The organism is Arthrobacter sp. Bz4, assembly GCF_003075455.1.
In the GTDB taxonomy this organism is placed as follows: domain Bacteria; phylum Actinomycetota; class Actinomycetes; order Actinomycetales; family Micrococcaceae; genus Arthrobacter_D.
The window spans coordinates 68,496-86,870 of the sequence record NZ_QDAE01000011.1; the positions used below are offsets into that span (position 1 = coordinate 68,496).

General features: G+C 64.9%; 16 protein-coding genes. 11 read left to right on the forward strand and 5 right to left on the reverse strand.

What is annotated here, in order from left to right; all coding sequences use genetic code 11:
• Nucleotides 1-37: 37 nt before the first annotated feature.
• Genes hemQ through hemL form a run of 7 tightly spaced genes read left to right on the forward strand, consistent with a single transcriptional unit; the run spans nt 38 to nt 6,194 of the window.
• The gene (hemQ, locus tag DDA93_RS10120; protein ID WP_019481669.1) at nt 38-754 is read left to right on the forward strand and encodes a hydrogen peroxide-dependent heme synthase; all 717 of its coding nucleotides are present in this window, start codon (nt 38-40) and stop codon (nt 752-754) included.
• Nucleotides 751-1,965 carry a ferrochelatase gene (locus DDA93_RS10125; RefSeq protein ID WP_116778692.1) on the forward strand — a complete coding sequence of 405 codons (1,215 nt, stop codon included), beginning with the start codon at nt 751-753 and terminating at the stop codon, nt 1,963-1,965. The genes hemQ and DDA93_RS10125 overlap by 4 nt, the downstream gene beginning before the upstream one ends.
• Entirely contained in the window at nt 1,962-2,915 is a 954-nt protein-coding gene (hemC, locus tag DDA93_RS10130; RefSeq protein WP_116778693.1) for a hydroxymethylbilane synthase, read from the forward strand. The genes DDA93_RS10125 and hemC overlap by 4 nt, the downstream gene beginning before the upstream one ends.
• Nucleotides 2,916-2,959: 44 nt before the next feature.
• Complete coding sequence (locus DDA93_RS10135; RefSeq protein ID WP_165802611.1) at nt 2,960-3,730, forward strand: uroporphyrinogen-III synthase; 771 nt, start codon at nt 2,960-2,962, stop codon at nt 3,728-3,730.
• Entirely contained in the window at nt 3,727-3,891 is a 165-nt protein-coding gene (locus DDA93_RS16310) for a hypothetical protein (RefSeq protein WP_165802612.1), read from the forward strand. The genes DDA93_RS10135 and DDA93_RS16310 overlap by 4 nt, the downstream gene beginning before the upstream one ends.
• Complete coding sequence (hemB, locus tag DDA93_RS10140; RefSeq protein ID WP_019481673.1) at nt 3,888-4,865, forward strand: porphobilinogen synthase; 978 nt, start codon at nt 3,888-3,890, stop codon at nt 4,863-4,865. The genes DDA93_RS16310 and hemB overlap by 4 nt, the downstream gene beginning before the upstream one ends.
• A gap of 3 nt (nt 4,866-4,868) precedes the next feature.
• The gene (gene hemL, locus DDA93_RS10145; protein WP_116778695.1) at nt 4,869-6,194 is read left to right on the forward strand and encodes a glutamate-1-semialdehyde 2,1-aminomutase; all 1,326 of its coding nucleotides are present in this window, start codon (nt 4,869-4,871) and stop codon (nt 6,192-6,194) included.
• Between the two features lie 85 nt (nt 6,195-6,279).
• Here the strand turns inward: hemL and DDA93_RS10150 are convergent, their stop codons facing one another.
• The 4 genes from DDA93_RS10150 to DDA93_RS10165 form a co-directional block, all read right to left on the reverse strand.
• The gene (locus DDA93_RS10150; RefSeq protein WP_116778696.1) at nt 6,280-7,119 is read right to left on the reverse strand and encodes a MetQ/NlpA family ABC transporter substrate-binding protein; all 840 of its coding nucleotides are present in this window, start codon (nt 7,117-7,119) and stop codon (nt 6,280-6,282) included.
• A gap of 71 nt (nt 7,120-7,190) precedes the next feature.
• Nucleotides 7,191-7,937, reverse strand: coding sequence for a methionine ABC transporter permease (locus DDA93_RS10155; RefSeq protein WP_019481676.1), 747 nt, complete (start codon nt 7,935-7,937; stop codon nt 7,191-7,193).
• The gene (locus DDA93_RS10160) at nt 7,937-8,911 is read right to left on the reverse strand and encodes an ATP-binding cassette domain-containing protein (RefSeq protein ID WP_019481677.1); all 975 of its coding nucleotides are present in this window, start codon (nt 8,909-8,911) and stop codon (nt 7,937-7,939) included. The genes DDA93_RS10155 and DDA93_RS10160 overlap by 1 nt, the downstream gene beginning before the upstream one ends.
• Before the next feature lie 213 nt (nt 8,912-9,124).
• Nucleotides 9,125-9,811: a 3'-5' exonuclease gene (locus DDA93_RS10165; protein WP_116778697.1), complete on the reverse strand. Its 687-nt coding sequence runs from the start codon at nt 9,809-9,811 to the stop codon at nt 9,125-9,127.
• A gap of 64 nt (nt 9,812-9,875) precedes the next feature.
• Here DDA93_RS10165 and DDA93_RS10170 point away from each other — a divergent pair, with 64 nt between their 5' ends.
• Genes DDA93_RS10170 through DDA93_RS10180 form a run of 4 tightly spaced genes read left to right on the forward strand, consistent with a single transcriptional unit; the run spans nt 9,876 to nt 16,961 of the window.
• On the forward strand, nt 9,876-10,304 hold the full coding sequence (locus tag DDA93_RS10170; protein WP_165802613.1) for an MGMT family protein: 429 nt from the start codon (nt 9,876-9,878) through the stop codon (nt 10,302-10,304).
• Nucleotides 10,301-13,537 (forward strand): ATP-dependent DNA helicase, encoded by a 3,237-nt coding sequence (locus DDA93_RS10175; RefSeq protein WP_243400586.1) that lies wholly within the window; start codon nt 10,301-10,303, stop codon nt 13,535-13,537. The genes DDA93_RS10170 and DDA93_RS10175 overlap by 4 nt, the downstream gene beginning before the upstream one ends.
• The gene (locus DDA93_RS16785) at nt 13,534-13,770 is read left to right on the forward strand and encodes a hypothetical protein (protein WP_243400587.1); all 237 of its coding nucleotides are present in this window, start codon (nt 13,534-13,536) and stop codon (nt 13,768-13,770) included. The genes DDA93_RS10175 and DDA93_RS16785 overlap by 4 nt, the downstream gene beginning before the upstream one ends.
• A complete protein-coding gene (locus DDA93_RS10180) occupies nt 13,743-16,961 on the forward strand; it encodes an ATP-dependent DNA helicase (protein WP_243400588.1) in 3,219 nt (1,072 codons plus the stop codon). Before DDA93_RS16785 ends, DDA93_RS10180 begins: the two co-directional genes overlap by 28 nt.
• A gap of 34 nt (nt 16,962-16,995) precedes the next feature.
• Here the strand turns inward: DDA93_RS10180 and DDA93_RS10185 are convergent, their stop codons facing one another.
• Nucleotides 16,996-18,261 carry a macrolide 2'-phosphotransferase gene (locus tag DDA93_RS10185; RefSeq protein WP_243400589.1) on the reverse strand — a complete coding sequence of 422 codons (1,266 nt, stop codon included), beginning with the start codon at nt 18,259-18,261 and terminating at the stop codon, nt 16,996-16,998.
• Nucleotides 18,262-18,375: the final 114 nt, after the last annotated feature.

Genomic DNA, 18,375 nt, shown 5'->3' on the forward strand with positions numbered 1-18,375 from the left:
TTTCGGTTTGCTCCTCACTGAGGGGCAGACTAGTACCATGAGTGAGCAAACCCGCACGGAGCACACGCAAAATCCTTCAACAGCCACCGCCGACGACGCCGCGGCTGAGCTGTTCTTCACCCTGTGGACGGTGTTCAAACGCAGCGCTGTGACACAGGGCTCCGCCACCGGCTCCCTTGAGCAGGTCATCGAGTCCCTCGACGCCGACGGGGTGACGCTGCGCGGCTTCTACGACGTCTCCGGAATGCGCGAAGACGCCGATGTGATGGTCTGGTTGCATGGCTCCCAGCCCGAAGCACTGCAGGCCGCAGTCCGGAAGATCCGTCGGACCACCGAATTCGCAACGGCCGAGATTGTCTGGTCCGCCATGGGCGTTCACCGGGCCGCTGAATTCTCGAAGAGCCACTCCCCGGCGTTCTCACGCGGCGTGGCACCGGCCGAATGGGTCTGTGTCTACCCGTTTGTCCGCTCCTATGACTGGTACATCCTCCCGTCGGAAGAGCGCCGCGAGATGCTGTACGACCACGGCTTGAAGGGCCGTGACTACCCTCAGGTCCTCTCCAACACCGTCTCCTCCTTCGCCCTCGGCGACTGGGAGTGGATCCTCGCCCTTGAGGCACCCGACCTGGTCGACCTGGTCGACCTGATGCGCCACCTCCGCGAAACCGAGGCCAGGCGGCACGTGCGCGACGAAATTCCCTTTTACACCGGACGGCGGATCGATACCGCCGGGATTGCAGAGGTGCTCCGATGACCGCTCAGGCCTTTCACCCGCTCGACGGCGTGGACGACAACGGGCGGATGGCGCCCAAAAACTACGACGCCATTGTGCTCGCCTCCTTCGGCGGACCCGAGGGTCAGGAAGATGTCATTCCCTTCCTCCGGAACGTCACCCGTGGCCGGGGCATCCCCGACGAACGCCTCGAGGAGGTCTCCCACCACTACCGCGCCAACGGCGGCATCAGCCCCATCAACGCCCAGAACCGTGCGCTGAAGGCGGCAATGGAAGCCGAACTGGCCAACCGGGGCATCGATCTACCGGTGTTCTGGGGCAACCGCAACTGGGCGCCGTTCATCGCGGACACCCTGCAGGAGGCGTACGACGCCGGACACCACCGCGTGCTCACCGTCACCACGAGCGCCTACTCCTGTTACTCGAGTTGCCGCCAGTACCGGGAAGACCTGGGGATGGCCCTGGTTGAGACCGGCCTCGAAGGCAAGCTTGAGGTAGACAAGGTCAGGCAATACTTCGACCACCCCGGTTTCGTCGAGCCGTTCGTCGAGGGTGTGGCCAACGGTCTTTCAGCGCTGCGCCAGAAGCTGACCGACAGCGGTGAAACCGACGCCCCAATCCATATCCTGTTCGCCACCCACTCGATCCCCACCGGCGATGCCGAGGCCGCAGGGCCGCGGGTCAACGGTGAGGCCGACGGCGGGCCCGCCTACGCCGAGGGTGCCTACGTCGCCCAGCACCTGGCCACAGCCCAGGCTGTGCTCGACCGGGTGCCGGAATCCGCCGGCGTCGACTGGTCACTTGTCTACCAATCACGGTCGGGTGCCCCGCATGTGCCCTGGCTGGAGCCCGATATCAACGATGCGATCAAGGATCTCGCCGCGGCGGGCACCAAGGGCGTCGTCATCGTTCCCCTCGGATTTGTCAGCGACCACATGGAAGTGAAATGGGACCTCGACACCGAGGCCCTTGAGACCTGCGCTGATCTGGGCGTCCTCGCCGAGCGGGTCCCCACCCCGGGAACCCACGACAAGTTTGTCGCGGGCCTGATCGACCTGGTCTGCGAACGCACGGTGGACAACAACATCGCCGACCGGCCGTCCGCCACGAACCTGGGACCCTGGTTCGATGTCTGCCGGCCCAACTGCTGCGCCAACCGCAGGGGCCCCAAGCCCACTGTCGCCGCGGCGGACTCGACTGTCGGACTACCGGGGACGGCACCCGCCTCGTGACCGGGCCCCTGCGGGTGGGCACCCGCGCCAGTGCGTTGGCGCTCACCCAGACCACCACGGTTGCCGAGCGGATCAGCTCGCTCAGCGGCGCAGTCCACGAGCTGGTCCGGATCCGCACCGAGGGCGACGTGCATAAGGGTTCACTCACCCAGATCGGGGGAACCGGCGTGTTCGTTGCGGCGCTGCGCGATGCCCTTCTGGACGACCGCTGCGACCTTGCCGTGCACTCGCTCAAGGACCTTCCAACGGTCCCCGCCGAGGGGTTGAACGTCGCAGCCATTCCCGAACGGGCTGACACCCGTGATGCGCTTTGCGCCAGGGATGGGCTTACCTTGGCCACCCTCCCCGACGGTGCAACGGTGGGCACGGGTTCCCCGCGCCGGGCCGCCCAGCTGCGTGCTGCACGGCCCGGACTGGAGGTCATCGACATCAGGGGCAACGTTGACACCCGCCTTGCCAGGGTTGCCGGGCTGAGCGAGTCGGGCCCGGGTGACCTCGACGCGGTGGTGCTCGCTGCCGCCGGGTTGTTCCGGTTGGGGCGCGAAAGCGTCATTACCGAGCTCATCGACCCGGCAGTGATGCTGCCTGCACCCGGACAGGGTGCACTGGCAGTCGAATGCCGGACCGGTGACGCCGTCGACTCACCCTTCGCTGCAGCCCTCAAGGACTACGACCACACCACCACCCGGCTTGCAGTCACCGCCGAGCGGGCGGTCCTGCGCCGTCTCGAAGCAGGGTGCAGTGCCCCCATCGGGGCCCTCGCCACGGTGACCGGCGAAGTCCTTGCACTGCAGGCTGTGGTGTGCAGCCTTGACGGAACCCAACTGCTCCGGCTGGCTCGTTCCGGCGGGGACCTCTCAGCCGATGGCGCGGATGCGCTGGGCGTGGGACTTGCCGAGGATCTGCTGGCCGCTGGTGCCGCGAGCATTGCTCCGCTCACCGCCCAATGACCCCAGCCCCAACTTCCGGTAATCACCCGCTGGAGGGTGTTCGCGTGGTGTTGCTGCGAGGTGCTGACCACGCCGTCCGGACGGTGGGGGAGCTGCACTCGCGCGGGGCCGCAGTACAACTGCTGCCCCTGATTGACTTCGAGACTCCCGAAGACTCAGCATTGCTCGAGGCTGCCCTGAATGAGCTGGCCGGCGGGGCGTTTAGCTGGCTCGTGGCGACCAGCAGCACCACGGTTCGGGCGCTGAAACAGCAGTTGGCTCGCCGTGGACTCGCGCTTGGCTCAGCGGTCCCGTCCGGCACACGCATCGCGGCGGTGGGGGAGGCGACCGCCGGGGCGCTGTTCGCCGAAGGTCTGAGGGCTGACCTGGTGCCTGATCGGACCGGTCATGAGAGTTCGGCCGTCGGACTGGCCGCCGCCTTCAGTGGGCTGGCACCCAAGGGTCGCATCCTCCTCCCGCAAGCCGACATTGCAGCCGACACCCTTGAGCGCCTACTCAGCGGTCAGGGCTGGGACCTGGTGCAAATCACCGCGTACCGTACCGTGTCCTACCCGGCGGACCCGTCGCGTCGGATCACCGCCAGTGTGGGACCTGGCGGACCCGCTGAACACGATGGAACTGGAGCCAGCGGACCGGAAGCCCCGGATAGGTGCCCCGAGCTGCCCGAACTGGACCCAGCCGGTTTCTGGACAGCTGTCGCAGCTGGCGCTATCGATGCCGTGGTGTTCACTTCCCCCAGCACCGTCCGCAGGTTGAGCGAACGGACCACTCACTCACCCGCCGAAGGTTTCCGGCCGGACTCGCCGCCGTCATGATCGGTGCCAGCACTGCTGCTGAAGCGCAACGGTGCGGTATCCCCATCGCCGCGGTAGCAGCCGACCCGACGCCCGCGGGGATCGCCGATGCGATCGCAGCCGCGATGCAGGACCACCCCGAACGTGAAAAGCTGACTGCAAGAGAAGAGGAGCACCCATGAGTTTCCCCCAACACCGACCACGCCGGCTGCGGACCACTCCGGCGCTGAGGCGCCTGACCGCCGAGCACCGACTGAGCCCCGCCGAACTGGTGCTGCCAGCGTTCATCCGCGAGGGGCTCACCAGCCCGCACCCCATTTCCTCGATGCCCGGAGTGGTCCAGCACAGCACCGAGTCGCTGAAGCGTGCAGCCGCGGAGGCGGTCCAGTTGGGTGTCGGCGGGATCATGCTCTTTGGTATCCCCGCCCAGCGTGATGCGACGGGCAGCGCAGGGCTTGACCCGGACGGCGTCCTGAACCGGGCGATCGCTGACGTTCGGGCTGAGGTGGGAGACGACCTGGTGGTCATGAGCGATGTCTGCCTCGACGAATTCACCGACCATGGGCACTGTGGCGTGCTCGCGTCCGACGGAACGGTCGACAACGATGCGACGCTCGCGGTGTATGCCGAAATGGCTGTCGCCCAGGCCAACGCCGGGGCGCACGTTCTCGGTCCGTCAGGCATGATGGATGGTCAAGTGGCAGTCATCCGTCAGGCGCTTGAGGAGGCAGGGCATCAGGAAACTGCCGTTCTGGCCTACGCCGCCAAATACGCGTCAGCCTTTTACGGCCCGTTCCGTGAGGCAGTCGATTCGCAGCTCAAGGGCGACCGGCGAACCTACCAAATGGACGCAGCAAACCGCCGCGAAGCACTCCTGGAGGTCGAACTGGACCTCGAGGAAGGCGCAGACATGGTGATGGTCAAACCAGCAATGAGCTACCTCGACATCCTCGCTGATGTTGCGGCGCTGTCTCCTGTGCCGGTGGGCGCCTACCAGATCTCGGGGGAGTACGCCATGATCGAGGCCGCCGCTGCGAATGGCTGGATCGACCGTCGTCGGGCTATCGAAGAATCAGTTCTCGGCATCAAACGCGCCGGGGCGAACATCATCCTGACCTACTGGGCCGCCGAACTCGCCGGCTGGCTAAAGGAGTAAACCATGACCGTTTCAGAAGAATTGTTCACACGGGCGCAAGCCCTCATGCCTGGCGGGGTCAACTCTCCGGTCCGGGCTTTCGGATCGGTCGGTGGCACCCCCCGCTTCCTGGTCTCGGCCAAAGGCCCCCACGTCACCGACGCCGACGGTCGCGAGTATGTCGACCTGGTGTGTTCCTGGGGTCCGGCTCTGCTCGGACACGGCCACCCGGCGGTGCTGGACGCGGTGCACCGTGCGGCGGACAACGGCCTGTCCTTTGGCGCGTCAACCCCGGCCGAGGCTGACCTGGCGCAACTGGTGAAGGATCGGGTGCCAGCGGTGGAACGGCTGCGGATGGTGTCCACGGGTACCGAGGCGACCATGACGGCGGTCCGCCTGGCCCGCGGGTTCACCGGCCGCAACCTGATCGTGAAGTTTGCTGGCTGCTACCACGGTCATCTGGATTCCCTCCTGGCAGCAGCCGGGTCCGGTGTGGCGACCCTCGCGCTCCCCGGCTCGGCCGGGGTCACCGCCGCGACCGCAGCGGAAACCCTGGTGCTGCCCTACAACGACCTGGCAGCCGTCGAAGCAGCTTTCGCCGACCACGGGGATTCAATCGCCGCTGTCATCACCGAGGCCGCGCCAGCCAATATGGGAGTAGTGACACCGGGGCCGGGCTTCAATGCGGGCCTGTCCCGGATCACCGCCGCCCACGGCGCGCTGCTCATTGTCGACGAGGTTCTCACGGGCTTCAGGGTGGGGCCGGGTGGATATTGGGGCCTCACCGGAGGCGCCGCCGGCGCCGAGGAAGCATGGACCCCCGACCTGCTGACCTTCGGGAAGGTGATCGGGGGCGGGCTCCCCGCAGCAGCCCTGGGCGGTCGCGAGGACGTCATGAATTACCTGGCTCCCCTGGGACCCGTGTACCAGGCGGGCACCCTATCCGGGAACCCGCTGGCAATGGCCGCCGGGGTTGCCCAGCTGAGCCATGCAACCGCTGATGTCTACCAGCAGATCGACTCGAACTCCCTGGCACTGTCAGCCGCGCTCTCCACCGAACTGGATCGCGCCGGCGTCGACCATTCCATCCAGCGGGCAGGGAACCTGTTCAGCGTGGCCTTCGGGACGTCGTCGGGCGGCGTCCACAACTACGCCGACGCGCTGGCCCAGGACTCCTACCGCTACGCCCCGTTCTTCCATTCAATGCTGGAGTCGGGTGTCTATCTGCCGCCGTCCGTCTTTGAGGCGTGGTTCCTGTCCTCCGCGCACGACGACGCAGCCATGAACCGGATCTACGACGCGTTGCCTGCTGCTGCGGCTGCCGCAGCAGGAGCGACGCCCTTCGGCTGACGCCTGTCGACTGACACCCAGGCACAAACAAGGGAACCCCGCACGGAAACGAAAGCCGTTTCTGTGCGGGGTTCCCTGGTGTGGGCTAGGACGCGGGTGCGACGTCTCCGCTGGGCCACTGTTCCTCGATGTAGGACTTGACCTCGGGGGAGTGCAACAGCTCCTCGAGCTTCGCGATCCGTGCATCACCGTCTGAAGCGGTGTTCCAGGCCAGGAAATTGGCGTAGGGATTGCCATCAAGCGATTCAACGACGAGGGCATCAGCGGTGCTGAGACCCGCGTCGAGAATGTAGTTGCCATTGATGATGGCCAGGTCAACGCTGGGGTCCTGGAGATCGTTGAGCAGCAGTTCGGGCTGGTTCTCGATGAACTCCAGGCCCATCGGGTTCTGCTCGTCGGAGAGCGCAAGTACTGAGGCGTCCTCGGCAATGCCCTCAAGAATCCCGGCATCCTGCAACAGCGTCAGTGCGCGGGCCTGATTGGAGGGGTCGTTGGTGATGGCGATGCGTCCGCCCTCGGGGATGTCCGAGACGTCCTCATGCTGCTCGGAGAAGGCAGCATACGGCTCGATGTGGACGCCCTCGCCGTGGGCGAAGTCGTACCCCTGGCCTTCGACCTGGCTGTTGAAATACGGCAGGTGCTGGAAGTAGTTGGCGTCCAGGTCACCGTCGCTGAGCGCGATATTCGGGGTGGTGTAATCGTCGAACTCAGTGATCTCGAGGTCGAGTCCCGCTTCCTCGGCGAGATTCTCGTCGACGAACTCAAGGATCCGGGCGTGGGGCTGCGGGCTCGCCCCAACGGTGATGGTTTGCGGGTTGGCGGGATCCAGTGAGGAGACGACCTCGGTGTCGGCTGAACCGCCACAGGCGCTCAGCATGAGGGTAGCAGCGACGCCGGTAGCAGCGAGGGTGAGTAACTTACGCAATAGAACAGGTTTCCTTTCAAGGGGCGTACAAACGTAGGTGCAGGCAGTGAGTGTTGGGAACGGCGACGGCGTCAGCTGCCGACCACCTGGACCGCAGCCTTGCGACGCAGCCGTTTACCGCTCCCGGCCGTCGCTGCCGAGCGGTGATCCACCCGGCGCGCAGCCCAGTCCCCGGCGAGCTGAATGGCCTGCACGATGAGGACGATGATGATGATCACCACCACCATGACGGTGGTGTCGAACCGTTGGAGGCCGTAGTTGTAGGCGAGTCGGCCGAGACCACCGCCGCCGATGATGCCCGCCATCGCCGAGTAGCCGACCAGGGTGACCAGCGTCGTCGTGAACGCGGCAATCAGACCCGGGAGCGCCTCACGGAGGAGCACCTTGGTCACCACCTGCATTCGGGTGGAACCCATCACGAGAGCAGCGTCGATCTTGCCTGAACTGACGTCGCGGAGGGAGGTTTCGACCAGTCGGGCGAAGAACGGGATGGCGCCGATGCTTAGTGATACCGATGCCGCAACCGGTCCGATCGAGGTGCCGGTCAGGAGCCGGGCGAGCGGGATCAGTGACACCATCAGGATGGCGAACGGAATGGAACGGGTGATATTGACGACGACGCCGCTGATCACCTTGTTGGTCAGGGGCATCGGCCGCAACCCGTCGGGGGCGCTGGCGGAAAGAAACACGCCCAACGGCAACCCCACCAGAAGGGTGAAGAAGCCCGAGATGCCGATCATCTGCATCGTTGCTGCGAATTCTTCGGGCAGGGCACGGGTGATGCCTGGGTTAGTGAAGAGCTGATCAAAAAAATCCATCATGCCACCTTTGCCGCGACGCCCTGGGACTGCAGGTACTGCAGCATTTCTTCGACTGGCGCCAGCTCACTCACTTCGATTCGTAGCCGGCCGAAGCGGCTGTCGGCGAGATTTTCGACGCTGCCAGCCAGAACATTGATGCTCAGATCGAACCGTCGGCCCAGATCGGACAGGACCGGCCCTGACGCGACATCCCCCGCTAGGAGCAGTTCGAGCGCTGGCATTCTTCCTGGCCGATGGGCTGGTAGCGGCAGCAGCGCCCGTGACAGCTTTCCGTCGAGCTGGGCCGCCACGTCCTGCAGCCTGCCATGTTCCACCACCCGGCCATCCTCCAGCAGCGATACCGAATCGCAGATGCGCTTCACGACGTTCATCTCATGGGTGATGATCAGCACCGTCAAGCCCAGCGTGTCAGTGAGGTTATGGATCAGATCCAGGATGTCGTCAGTGGTGGTTGGATCGAGTGCCGAGGTGGGCTCGTCGCAGAGCAGCACGTCGGGATCGGAGGCGAGCGCCCGGGCAATACCCACCCGCTGCTTCTGGCCACCGGATAACTGCGACGGGTAGGCATCGGCGAAGCCAGCCAATCCCACCAGATCCAGGAGACGTGCCACCGTGGAAGAGATATCTGCCTTGGGGGTCTTCACCAGTTCCAGGGGGTGCGCCACATTCTGGGCAGCCGTGCGGGAATCCATCAGGTTGGCGTGCTGGAAGACCATTCCAATTCGACGGCGCGCAGTGCGGATCTCTGAATCCTTGACAGCGGTCAGTTCACGACCGTCAATGGTGACCGACCCGGAGGTGGGGCGGTCCAGCAGGGTCAGGCACCGCACGAGGGTCGACTTTCCCGCACCGGAATGACCGATGATGCCGTGGATCGACCCGCGGGGCACGGTCAGGCTCACCCCGTCAAGGGCGGTAATGGTGCGGCTGCCCTGCTGGTAGGTCTTACGCAGGTCGGAAACTGTGATCATGGGCCCTCATGGTTGCTGGCGACGGCCGGATGATCGGGTGTATCACGGCCGGAGGGCGAATCGATCGACGCCCAAGCCATCATCACACGCATGAAAGAAGTGACTGAACTTTAGTGCCCTGAATCACTCATCGGGCGCCGTCTGGGGCATCCCCGCCTCCAGATCGAAGAATCTTCGGAAAAGTGGACTCGCGGCGGCGTTCCCGTGATGTCCCTAGGAGGCGATAGCGGGCCAGCGCCCTTCAACGATTGCCGCCGGATCCTCGCGGCGGAGGTATTCCTGGAAGCTCGCGGCCTGCCGGGCCGCCCACACCACCTGCGATGCATGAAGTACTCCTGCAGGACGTTGCAGATGCGGGAAGCGTTCGGCAAGGACCGCCGCGACCTGCAAGGTTGCCAGCACATCCGCGGCCGACGTGTGGGCGTTTTCAAACGCCACCCCATAGTGTTCAGACATAGCTGTCAGGGTCCGTTTTCCACGGCGGAAACGATCAGCCTGCTTGTCCATGATGTACGGGTCGAGGACCGGGAACGGATGGGGTACGGGTACCGCATGCCGGGCACCTTCACTGGCCAGCACAGTGAAGTCGTAGCGTGCGTTGAAAGCCAGGACGGGAATTCCCGCTGTGAACAGACGATTCAGGACTGCGGCGATTTCCTGCACTACCCGGGCCACCGGTTGGCCCTCGGCACGGGCCCGCTCGGTGCTGACCCCATGGATTGCTGCAGCCTCCAGGGGGATCTCAACACCGGGGTCGGCCAACCACTCATGTTGCTCAAGCGCTGAGCCATCCGCGTCCACCAGCACTATCGACGCGGTGACAATCCGGGCCGCCAGCGGGTCGCGTCCAGTGGTCTCGAGGTCAAAGGCCGCTCGTGGGTGGTGATGCCAGCTATCCATGCCTTTGACGCTATCCTCCGGCACCGACAATTCGGGTGAGGTGGGTCCGGTTAGGCTGGAATTCATGAATGATGAATTCGCCGAGGCGGTGTACGAGATAGCAGGAATGATTCCTGGCGGTTCAGTCCTTTCCTATGGCGACATCTCCGAGCTGCTGGAGTGCGCTGGCCCCCGGCAGGTCGGTGCCGCAATGTCCCGGTGCGGCGACGGTACGCCGTGGTGGCGGGTGGTCCGCGCCAGCGGCCTTCCTCCGCTCGGCCACAGCGCAGAGGCTCTACCACGTTATGTGGCTGAGGGGACCCCGCTGCGAACCAGCGGGGATACCCGATCCCAGGCCCGGTCGGAGCCGGGGTACACGATCGAGATGGCTGCGGCCCGATGGAACCCAACCGAAACCGAACGGGGTGCAATCGAGGTGACCCGTTCCGCACTGGCCGGGGGTTCGGAGCCGATCCCTAAAACGTCAGACCCCCATGATTGGCTGAAACCATGAACGCCAGACCACGATTGGTAACAGCAGGAGATGCGCGGGCCGGGCAACCGTCAGCCACGGCGCCGGTCCTCAGCCCTGAACAGGCAGAAATCGTTGCTCTTGGCGCCGGTAGCGGACCGGTGCTGGTGTTGGGCGGCCCAGGGACCGGCAAGTCAACCGTGCTGGTCGAAGCGGCGGTGCGGCGGATCGATCAGGACGGGCTGGATCCGGCCTCAGTCCTGATGCTGGCGCCGTCCCGCCTGAGCGCAGCACGGCTTCGTGACGCGTTGACCTCCCGCCTGAACCGCAGCCTAAGCGCAGCACCAGCACGGACCTGGGCGTCTTATGCCTTTGACCTGATCCGCAGGGCGCGAATTGAGGGACGGATTCCCGAGCTGATTCGCAGCCCCCGTCTCCTCTCCGGCGCGGAACAGGACCTAATCATCAAGGAGCTCCTGGACGGTCATAACCGTCCCGGGGCGACACCGCTGGGGTGGCCGGAGGGTTTGACCCTCGCCCTTCCCACCAGAGGGTTCAGGCAAGAGGTGCGGGAGCTTTTCGACCGGGTCAGCGAGTACGGAATGCATCCGGATGAACTGGCTGACCTGGGGCGTCGTTTCAACCGTCCAGACTGGACAGCGGGCGCCCAGCTGTACCAGGAGTACCGCGACGTCCTGGATCTGCGGATGCCCGAGGCCTTCGACCCGGCGGGCGTGCTTACCGCGGCCCGGAACCTGCTTGAGGTCGACGCGGAGCTGCTGGCACAGGAGCGATCCCGGCTGCAGCTCATTCTCGTAGACGACTACCAGGAGTCGAACGCGGCTGTCCATGCCCTGTTCACCCTGCTGGGCAGGGACAGCGACGTCCTCGTGGCGTCGTGCCCGGACACCGTCGTCCACGGCTTCAGGGGCGCCCGGCCTGAGCTGACCGGCAGACTGGCACAGGACCTCACGGGGAACACCAAGCTGCTGACGGTTGCGCTCAGGACCTCCCACCGGCTAACCGGGCCGTTGGCGGAGGCATGGCAAAACGTCGCCTCGCGCATCTCGGTCGTCGGCGGTGCGGGCGCGTACAGAACGCTGGAGCCTGCACCGCAGGGCCCAACAATTCTCAATGAGGTGGGGTTGGTCTCCGCGCATCTGGTGGATTCCTCATTCCACGAGCTGCGGTATGTGGCGCAACGGATCCTTGAGGCACAACTCTTCGCGGGACGGAGTCTCGGCGACATTGCAGTGATCGTGAGGACCGGGGCCCAACTGGCCGAGTTTCAGCGTTATCTGACCGGACAGGGGATTGCGGTCAACGTTCCGGCAGCGGAGCGGGCCATTCGTGACGAACCAGCGGTGAAGCCGTTACTGGACATTTTTGGGGTCGTCCTGGGCCAGGTGACCCTGGATGCGGCGTTAGCCGTGTCCTTACTATCATCACGGGTAGGCGGCGCGGGGACACTTGAGCTCCGCCGGTTGCGGCAGAACCTTCGCCAGACGGAAGTGGCGGCCGGCCGGGGGAGGACCAGCGACGAGTTGCTGGTTGAGGCACTCACCGACCCCTCGCTGATTGGCCCAGGGATGCAGGGCGGTAAAGCGGCACGAAGGGTCGCGCGGATGATCTCAGCCGGAACGTCAGCTCTTGAGGCGGAGGGAGCCAACCCCGAGACGGTGTTGTGGGCGCTGTGGGAGGCCTCAGGGTGGTCAACTCAATGGGCCGACTCAGCGGTTGCCGAGGGAGCGTCCGCTGCCCGCGCTGACCGCGACCTCGACGCAGTAGTGGCCCTGTTCCAGACGGCCGAACGGTTCGTCGACCAGGTGCCCGGGGCGGCGCCGGCCCGGTTCCTCGAGTACCTGACCAGCCAGGAACTGCCAATGGACACGTTGGCGCCGCGCGCCCAGAACCAGGAATCCGTGGCGCTGCTCACCCCCGCCAGCGCTTCCGGTCGGGAATGGCCGGTGGTGATCGTGGCAGGTATCCAGGAGGGGACCTGGCCCAATCTGCGGCTCAGAGGGGAATTGCTCGGTTCAGGCGAACTCACCGCGCTGATGGATTACGGAGCGGATTTTCGCCGGCACCGCGACCCGTTGATCCTGATGCAGGAGATCCGCTTCGACGAGCTTCGCAGCTTCTCGGTCGCCGTATCCCGGGCCACCGAAGAATTGATTTGCTGTGCCGTGGCATCCGATGAGGCACAGCCCTCACCGTTCCTGGACCTGGTGGATCCGTTGCCCCCCGGTCAATTGGAACGGTCCCGGACCGAGGTGCAACGCCCGCTGACGCTGCGCGCGCTCGTGGCTGAACTGAGGAAGTATGCCCAGCAAGCGACCGCATACCCTGAACTCTCTCGGGAAGCGACCCACCATCTGGGCGCTATGGTCAACCATTCTCCTACGGTGCCGGGAGCCCACCCCCGTGAGTGGTGGGGCCTCCAGGAGCTCTCCTCCAGCGCACCGGTGGTGCCCGGCGACCAGCCCATCCCGGTGTCACCTTCCAAGGTTGATGCTGTCCTGAAATCACCGTTGAACTGGTTTGTATCGGCGGTCGGCGGTGAGCCGACGATGGACTTCGCGCGGTCGCTGGGAACGCTGGTGCACAGCATTGCCCAGGACTTCCCGGATGCCACCGGTAGTCAATACGTTGAGGAGTTGCAGCGCCGTTGGCCTTCCCTCGGGATGAAGGAGAACTGGGAGGGGAGGATCGATTTTCAGCGTGCCGAACAGATGGTGCGGAAGCTCGCTGGCTACGTGATTGCGATGCGGCAGGCAGGTCGGTCACTGGTCGGCACTGAGGTCGATTTCGAAGTGGACCTGGAGGTGGCAATCGGGGATGCCCCGCGCGTCGCGAGATTGAGGGGGCAGATCGACCGGCTGGAAATCGATGCTGAGGGCAGGCTGGTCATAGTCGACCTGAAAACCGGCAAGTCCTCGCCCTCGCTGGCGGATCTGGACCGGCACCCGCAGTTGGCCTCCTACCAGGTCGCCGTGAATGAGGGGGCACTCTCTGCTGGGCAGGTCGCAGGATCGGGTGGGGCCGCCCTGGTCCAGCTGGGAACCACCCGCAAGGAAGCGGGAGTCCAGCAGCAACCCGCCCTGGCAGCCGATGAAGGGTGGGCCCGGGAAATGATCGAGGAAGCAGCACGTCTTATGTCGTCAGCTCAGTTCGATACGGTGCATGATCCGAAGCGATCAGGCCACGGTGGGTCAGGTTGTCGACTGCCCGAAATCTGTCCGCTGTGCCAAGAGGGACGGCAGGTGACCGAATGAGCAGCGCAGCAGCCCCGGTCGCAACTGGTGGAGTGCCCGCCAATCGGGTGGCCCAGCGGTTTTCTGCCAGAGAACTCGCTGAACTACTGCACCGTGATCCCACTTCACCAGTGCAGTACCCCACACCAGATCAGGTCACCATTATTGAAGCGCCGCTCGAGCCGCTGCTCGTCATTGCGGGCGCGGATCAGGTAAGACCAAGACCATGGCTGACCGGGTGGTTTGGTTGGTAGCCAACGCACTGGTCCGGCCGGAGCAGATCCTGGGTGTAACTTTCACCAAAAAAGCAGCCGGAGAGTTGTCCACCCGGATCCGGCAGCAATTGTCGGCACTGTACCCAGCGTTGGACGCGGCCGGATATGAAGGCACCGACGAGGACCGGCTAGACCCGAGCGTGTCGACCTATCACTCGTACGCCAACTCGATTGTCCAGGACTATGGATTGCGCATCGGGGTGGAGCGGGACTCGGTGCTGCTCGGTGCTGCACAGGCCTGGCAACTGGCCAGTTCCGTGGTGGAAGCGTATGAGGGGGAGTGGGAGCATTTCAGTGCCGCGAAGTCCACCCTGGTCAAGGCGGTCCTCACCATGGCCGGGGAATGCGCTGAACATCTGGTGACACCGGCCGAAGTGAGGGCGGTGCTGAGGGAACACATCTCGGCCGTCGGTGAGCTGGAATACGCGGCGGGCACAATGCGCCGCCCGGCACAGGCTGTTGCCAGGCTGCTGGACAAACTGCGAACCCGGGTGACCGTCACCGAACTGGTCGAACACTACTCAGATGCCAAACACACCCGTCGGCAGCTGGACTTCGGTGATCTGGTTGCTCTCGCAGCAAGGATTGTCAGCGACATCCCCGAGGCGGTGGAAATGGAGCGCCAGAAATTCCGGGTAGTCCTGCTGGACGAATTCCAGGACACCTCATTTGCGCAGATGGTGTTGTTCTCAAAGCTCTTCGGCGACGGCCGGGCGGTGACCGCTGTGGGGGACCCCCACCAGTCGATCTATGGTTTCCGCGGAGCTTCGGCCGGTCAACTGGGAACGTTCCGCACCACGTTCCCCCTCACCGCCGACGACGGGTTACGCCCTTCATCGGTCGCCAACCTTTCGGTCGCCTGGCGCAACGGCACCAGTATTCTCGCGGCAGCCAACGCTGTTGCCTCCGAACTCAATCGTCAACCCGGCTGGCTGCGCAGCTCTACCCTGTTCGTCCCTCCGCTGGAACCGAAACCCCGGGCAGGAGTGGGGGAGGTGTATCTGGGTAGGTACCTGTGCGAAGCATCGGTACAGCTGGACGGCGAAACGGTTACGGGTGAGGCCGCTGCCCTGGCGGACCAGGTGGAGCACCATCGACGGCGAGGTTTTGAGGTCGGTGCCGAGGGCCGGGCGCTCAAACCGACCGTCGCAGTCCTATGCCGTGGGCGGCGGCAGTTTGAACCCATCCGTCAGGAACTGGCGAAGCGTGGCATTCCGGTGCAGATTGTGGGACTTGGGGGCTTGCTCCGCACACCCGAAATCGTTGAACTGCTCGCAGTGCTGCGGGTGCTCGGCGACCCGGATCGATCCGATTCCCTGCTGCGATTGCTTTCGAGCGCCCGCTGGCGGATCGGCGCGGCAGACATCATGGCCCTGGGTGACTGGTCCAGGCAACTGGCCCGACGTAGGCTCTGGTCCACGCCCGCCACCGAACCGGCCGACGACGTCGGAGCCGGAGCCGGGCAGGAGGCCGACACGGTGCTGCCCGACACCGTCGAACTGGGCAGTCTGGTCGAGGCAGTTGACCATCTCCCACCGGCAGATTGGGTCTCAAACAGCGGACGCGAGCTGAGCGGTGAAGGACGAATCCGGCTCATTCGTCTCCGCGACGAATTGCGGGTGCTCAGGGACTTCGTCGGGGACGATCTCACCACCCTGATCAACGAAGTGGAACGTCGCATCCTGCTCGACATCGAGGTGGCAGCCAAACCGCGGGTGGGGATCCATGAGGCACGGCGCAACCTTGACGCTTTCGTGGACGCCGTCGCCGGATTCAGCTCGACGGCGGAACGCGTGGACCTGGCCGCGTTCCTGGCCTGGCTTGAGGCAGCAGATGCCGAAGAGGATGGGTTGCCGGTCACCGCACTCGAGACCAACCGGGATGCTGTGCAGCTCCTCACCGTGCACGCCGCGAAAGGACTGGAATGGGACATCGTCATTGTCCCGGGGCTCAACGAGGGTGCTTTCCCCAGCGGATCCGACTCGCGCTGGAGCAGCGGTGACTCGGCTATTCCATGGAATCTCAGGGGAGACGCGGGAGAACTGCCGCACTGGGACTGGGACCAGGAGGATCAGGTTTCGTGGATTGCCAGCGAGAAGGAGTTCACCGCGGAGGCACGCTACCACGCCGAGCGGGAGGAACGCCGGCTTGCCTACGTCGCGTTCACCCGGGCCAAACACGTGTTGGTCTGCACGTCTTCGGCCTGGGGTGGCGGCCGGACCAAACCCACCCCGGTGTCCACCTACCTCACTGAGCTGCTCGACCTGGCCGAACACCACCAGCCGGGCTTCGCTGTGCTGCAATGGCTGACCCAGGAGGAGGAAGGAGACAACAACCCGGCCAACGCAGCGGAAACCCGTGCCGCCTGGCCAACAGACCCGCTCCACACGCGTCGTCCGGAAATGGAGACCGCAGCGGCTGCGGTCCTGACAGCGGCAGCCGCGGCATCCGATTCGTCGGAAACCAACGCGGGAACTGGGCTGGCTGGCGCTGGCGGGCGGTGGTCCGAGGAGACACGACTGGCTCTGGCCCGGCATTCCCGGGCAACCGGCAGTTCAGAAGTCGAACTCCCGGCGCACATCTCGGCGTCCCTCCTGGTGGAGCTATCCGATGATCCTGCTGCGGTGGCCCGGCAACTTCGGCGGCCGGTGCCGCGGCGTCCCGGAATGGCAGCCCGGCGTGGCACAGCCTTCCACACCTGGATTGAGGAGTACTACGGGACCAGCGGCATGCTGGACCTCGGTGAAACCCCGGGTGCCGATTCCCATATCGACGATGCCCTGGACCTCGACAGTATGATCGCTACCTTCAGGCAGTCAGCATGGGCCCACCGCCTGCCGGTGGAACTTGAGGTCCCCATCGAAACGAAGGTGGGTCCGCTCGTGGTTAGGGGACGTATCGACGCGGTCTTCCGGCACGACGACGGAACGTGGGAACTGGTCGACTGGAAGACTGGCACCCCGCCATCACGGGAGAAACTAACGGTGCGGTCGGTGCAGCTCGCTGTCTACCGGTTGGCTTGGGCGCGGTTGAAGGGAGTTCCGCTGGAGTCGGTTCAAGCGGCGTTTTATTACGCCAGCACCGATACGGTGATTCGACCACATGATCTGGCTAGCGAGGCAGGACTCGAAGACATCATTATCAGGGCGACGTCCCTGCACCAGGACTAGGTTGCCAGCGCTTACTGCCGACTGCCGCGGAAGATCAGCTGGACTTGATGATCGGCAGCGACGACGTTTCAGTGTCGTCGGCCGGAACCGGTGAGACTGAAAACGGGCGAGGATTCTCGGTGGTGTTGGCCGACTCGTTGCCCGCGTCGCCATCAGTATCCGGCGACTCAGCACCAGTGCCAGTGCCAGGATCGCCGTCGTCGAAGCCCGAAGTGTCGCCGCCGTCGTCCTCAATAGTTTCCCCAGCCACCGAATGGTCGTCGATCGGTAGGGCGGGTTCCGCGACCTCGCCGTCGGCACTGTCAGTGTCGGCACCGTTAGTGTCGGCGATCGTGGTGTCGGGCAGGTGCTGTGACTGCTGTGCCCGGTAGGCGGCGGCAGCTGCTTCCTCGGCCTGCAGGTCCCGATCAAGGGTTGACATCATGTCCTCGGCCTCGGCGATCATCTCGGAGTTGTTCATCGCCACGCCCCGCACCAACCACTGCGCCAAGGCGAATTCTGCGGCGAGAGCGGCACGTCGCATCAGGTGCGGGTCAGCGGCTTCGCCACGAGCCGCGACGTAGGCGTTGTGGACGGCGTCGGCGAATCCTGGGTTGCTGGCTGCCAGCAGCCAGGCAAAGTCGTCGGCTGGATCGCCCACTCGCAGGTCGGTCCAACCGGTTACCGCGCTGACACGACCGGCCGAGATCAGCAGATTGTCTTCGTGAAGGTCCCCGTGGACCACTGTCGCGTGGAACCGCCAGAGCGTGACATCCTCGAGCGCGTGTTCCCACCGTCGCAGTAGATGCGCAGGTATTCTGCCGGTGGTGGCGGCCTGGTCCAGCTCGTTCAGCTTCCGTTGCCGGAACTCGTTTGCCTCGTAGCTGGGCAGATCGGCGTTATGAACCAGCAGCGGGGGCAGATCGTGGATCGCGGCGAGCATCCGTCCGAGTTCCTTGACCAGCTCATTCCCCCCACCGGCCAGGTCGTCCAGCTCGCGGACGGAACCTTCGAGATGCGCGTACACGAAGGTACACAGTTCGCCCTGCCGCAGTGTCCCCGCGATGTGGGGGACCAGGAACGGCAGCTCCGCCCTGATCGCGGGTGTGAATGCCTTCAACGCCTGCAGTTCAGTCTCGAGCCTCATTGACGCGTCGGGGTGTTTAGGGGACCGTACCCGCCACTGTTTCCCGGAGTCGTCGACTAGCAGCGCCGATTCGAAATCCGCGGCATCGTCGGGGATGCCTGCCACCCCGGTAGGGGTAAGCCCGGGTACGGCGGCGCTGGCAATCGCCGCGAGTTCCATGGGTGTCCGTTTCACATCCTCAACGGTAGGGCTGTCCTTCCCAGAAAGAGCCGTTGCCGGTCGGCGAGTCGTCAGAAGCTGCCACCGCGGTGAGCAAAAGTGGTACTGAAATGTGTTTTGGGGGACCGA

Coding starts and splice junctions, on each gene's coding strand:
- DDA93_RS10170 (WP_165802613.1), top strand. CDS start 9,876: ATGAATGATGAATTCGCCGAGGCGGTGTACGAGATAGCAGGAATGATT.
- DDA93_RS10155 (WP_019481676.1), bottom strand. CDS start 7,937: ATGGATTTTTTTGATCAGCTCTTCACTAACCCAGGCATCACCCGTGCC.
- DDA93_RS16310 (WP_165802612.1), top strand. CDS start 3,727: ATGATCGGTGCCAGCACTGCTGCTGAAGCGCAACGGTGCGGTATCCCC.
- DDA93_RS10175 (WP_243400586.1), top strand. CDS start 10,301: ATGAACGCCAGACCACGATTGGTAACAGCAGGAGATGCGCGGGCCGGG.
- hemQ (WP_019481669.1), top strand. CDS start 38: ATGAGTGAGCAAACCCGCACGGAGCACACGCAAAATCCTTCAACAGCC.
- DDA93_RS10165 (WP_116778697.1), bottom strand. CDS start 9,811: ATGGATAGCTGGCATCACCACCCACGAGCGGCCTTTGACCTCGAGACC.
- hemL (WP_116778695.1), top strand. CDS start 4,869: ATGACCGTTTCAGAAGAATTGTTCACACGGGCGCAAGCCCTCATGCCT.
- DDA93_RS10160 (WP_019481677.1), bottom strand. CDS start 8,911: ATGATCACAGTTTCCGACCTGCGTAAGACCTACCAGCAGGGCAGCCGC.
- DDA93_RS10180 (WP_243400588.1), top strand. CDS start 13,743: ATGGCTGACCGGGTGGTTTGGTTGGTAGCCAACGCACTGGTCCGGCCG.
- DDA93_RS10125 (WP_116778692.1), top strand. CDS start 751: ATGACCGCTCAGGCCTTTCACCCGCTCGACGGCGTGGACGACAACGGG.
- hemB (WP_019481673.1), top strand. CDS start 3,888: ATGAGTTTCCCCCAACACCGACCACGCCGGCTGCGGACCACTCCGGCG.
- DDA93_RS16785 (WP_243400587.1), top strand. CDS start 13,534: ATGAGCAGCGCAGCAGCCCCGGTCGCAACTGGTGGAGTGCCCGCCAAT.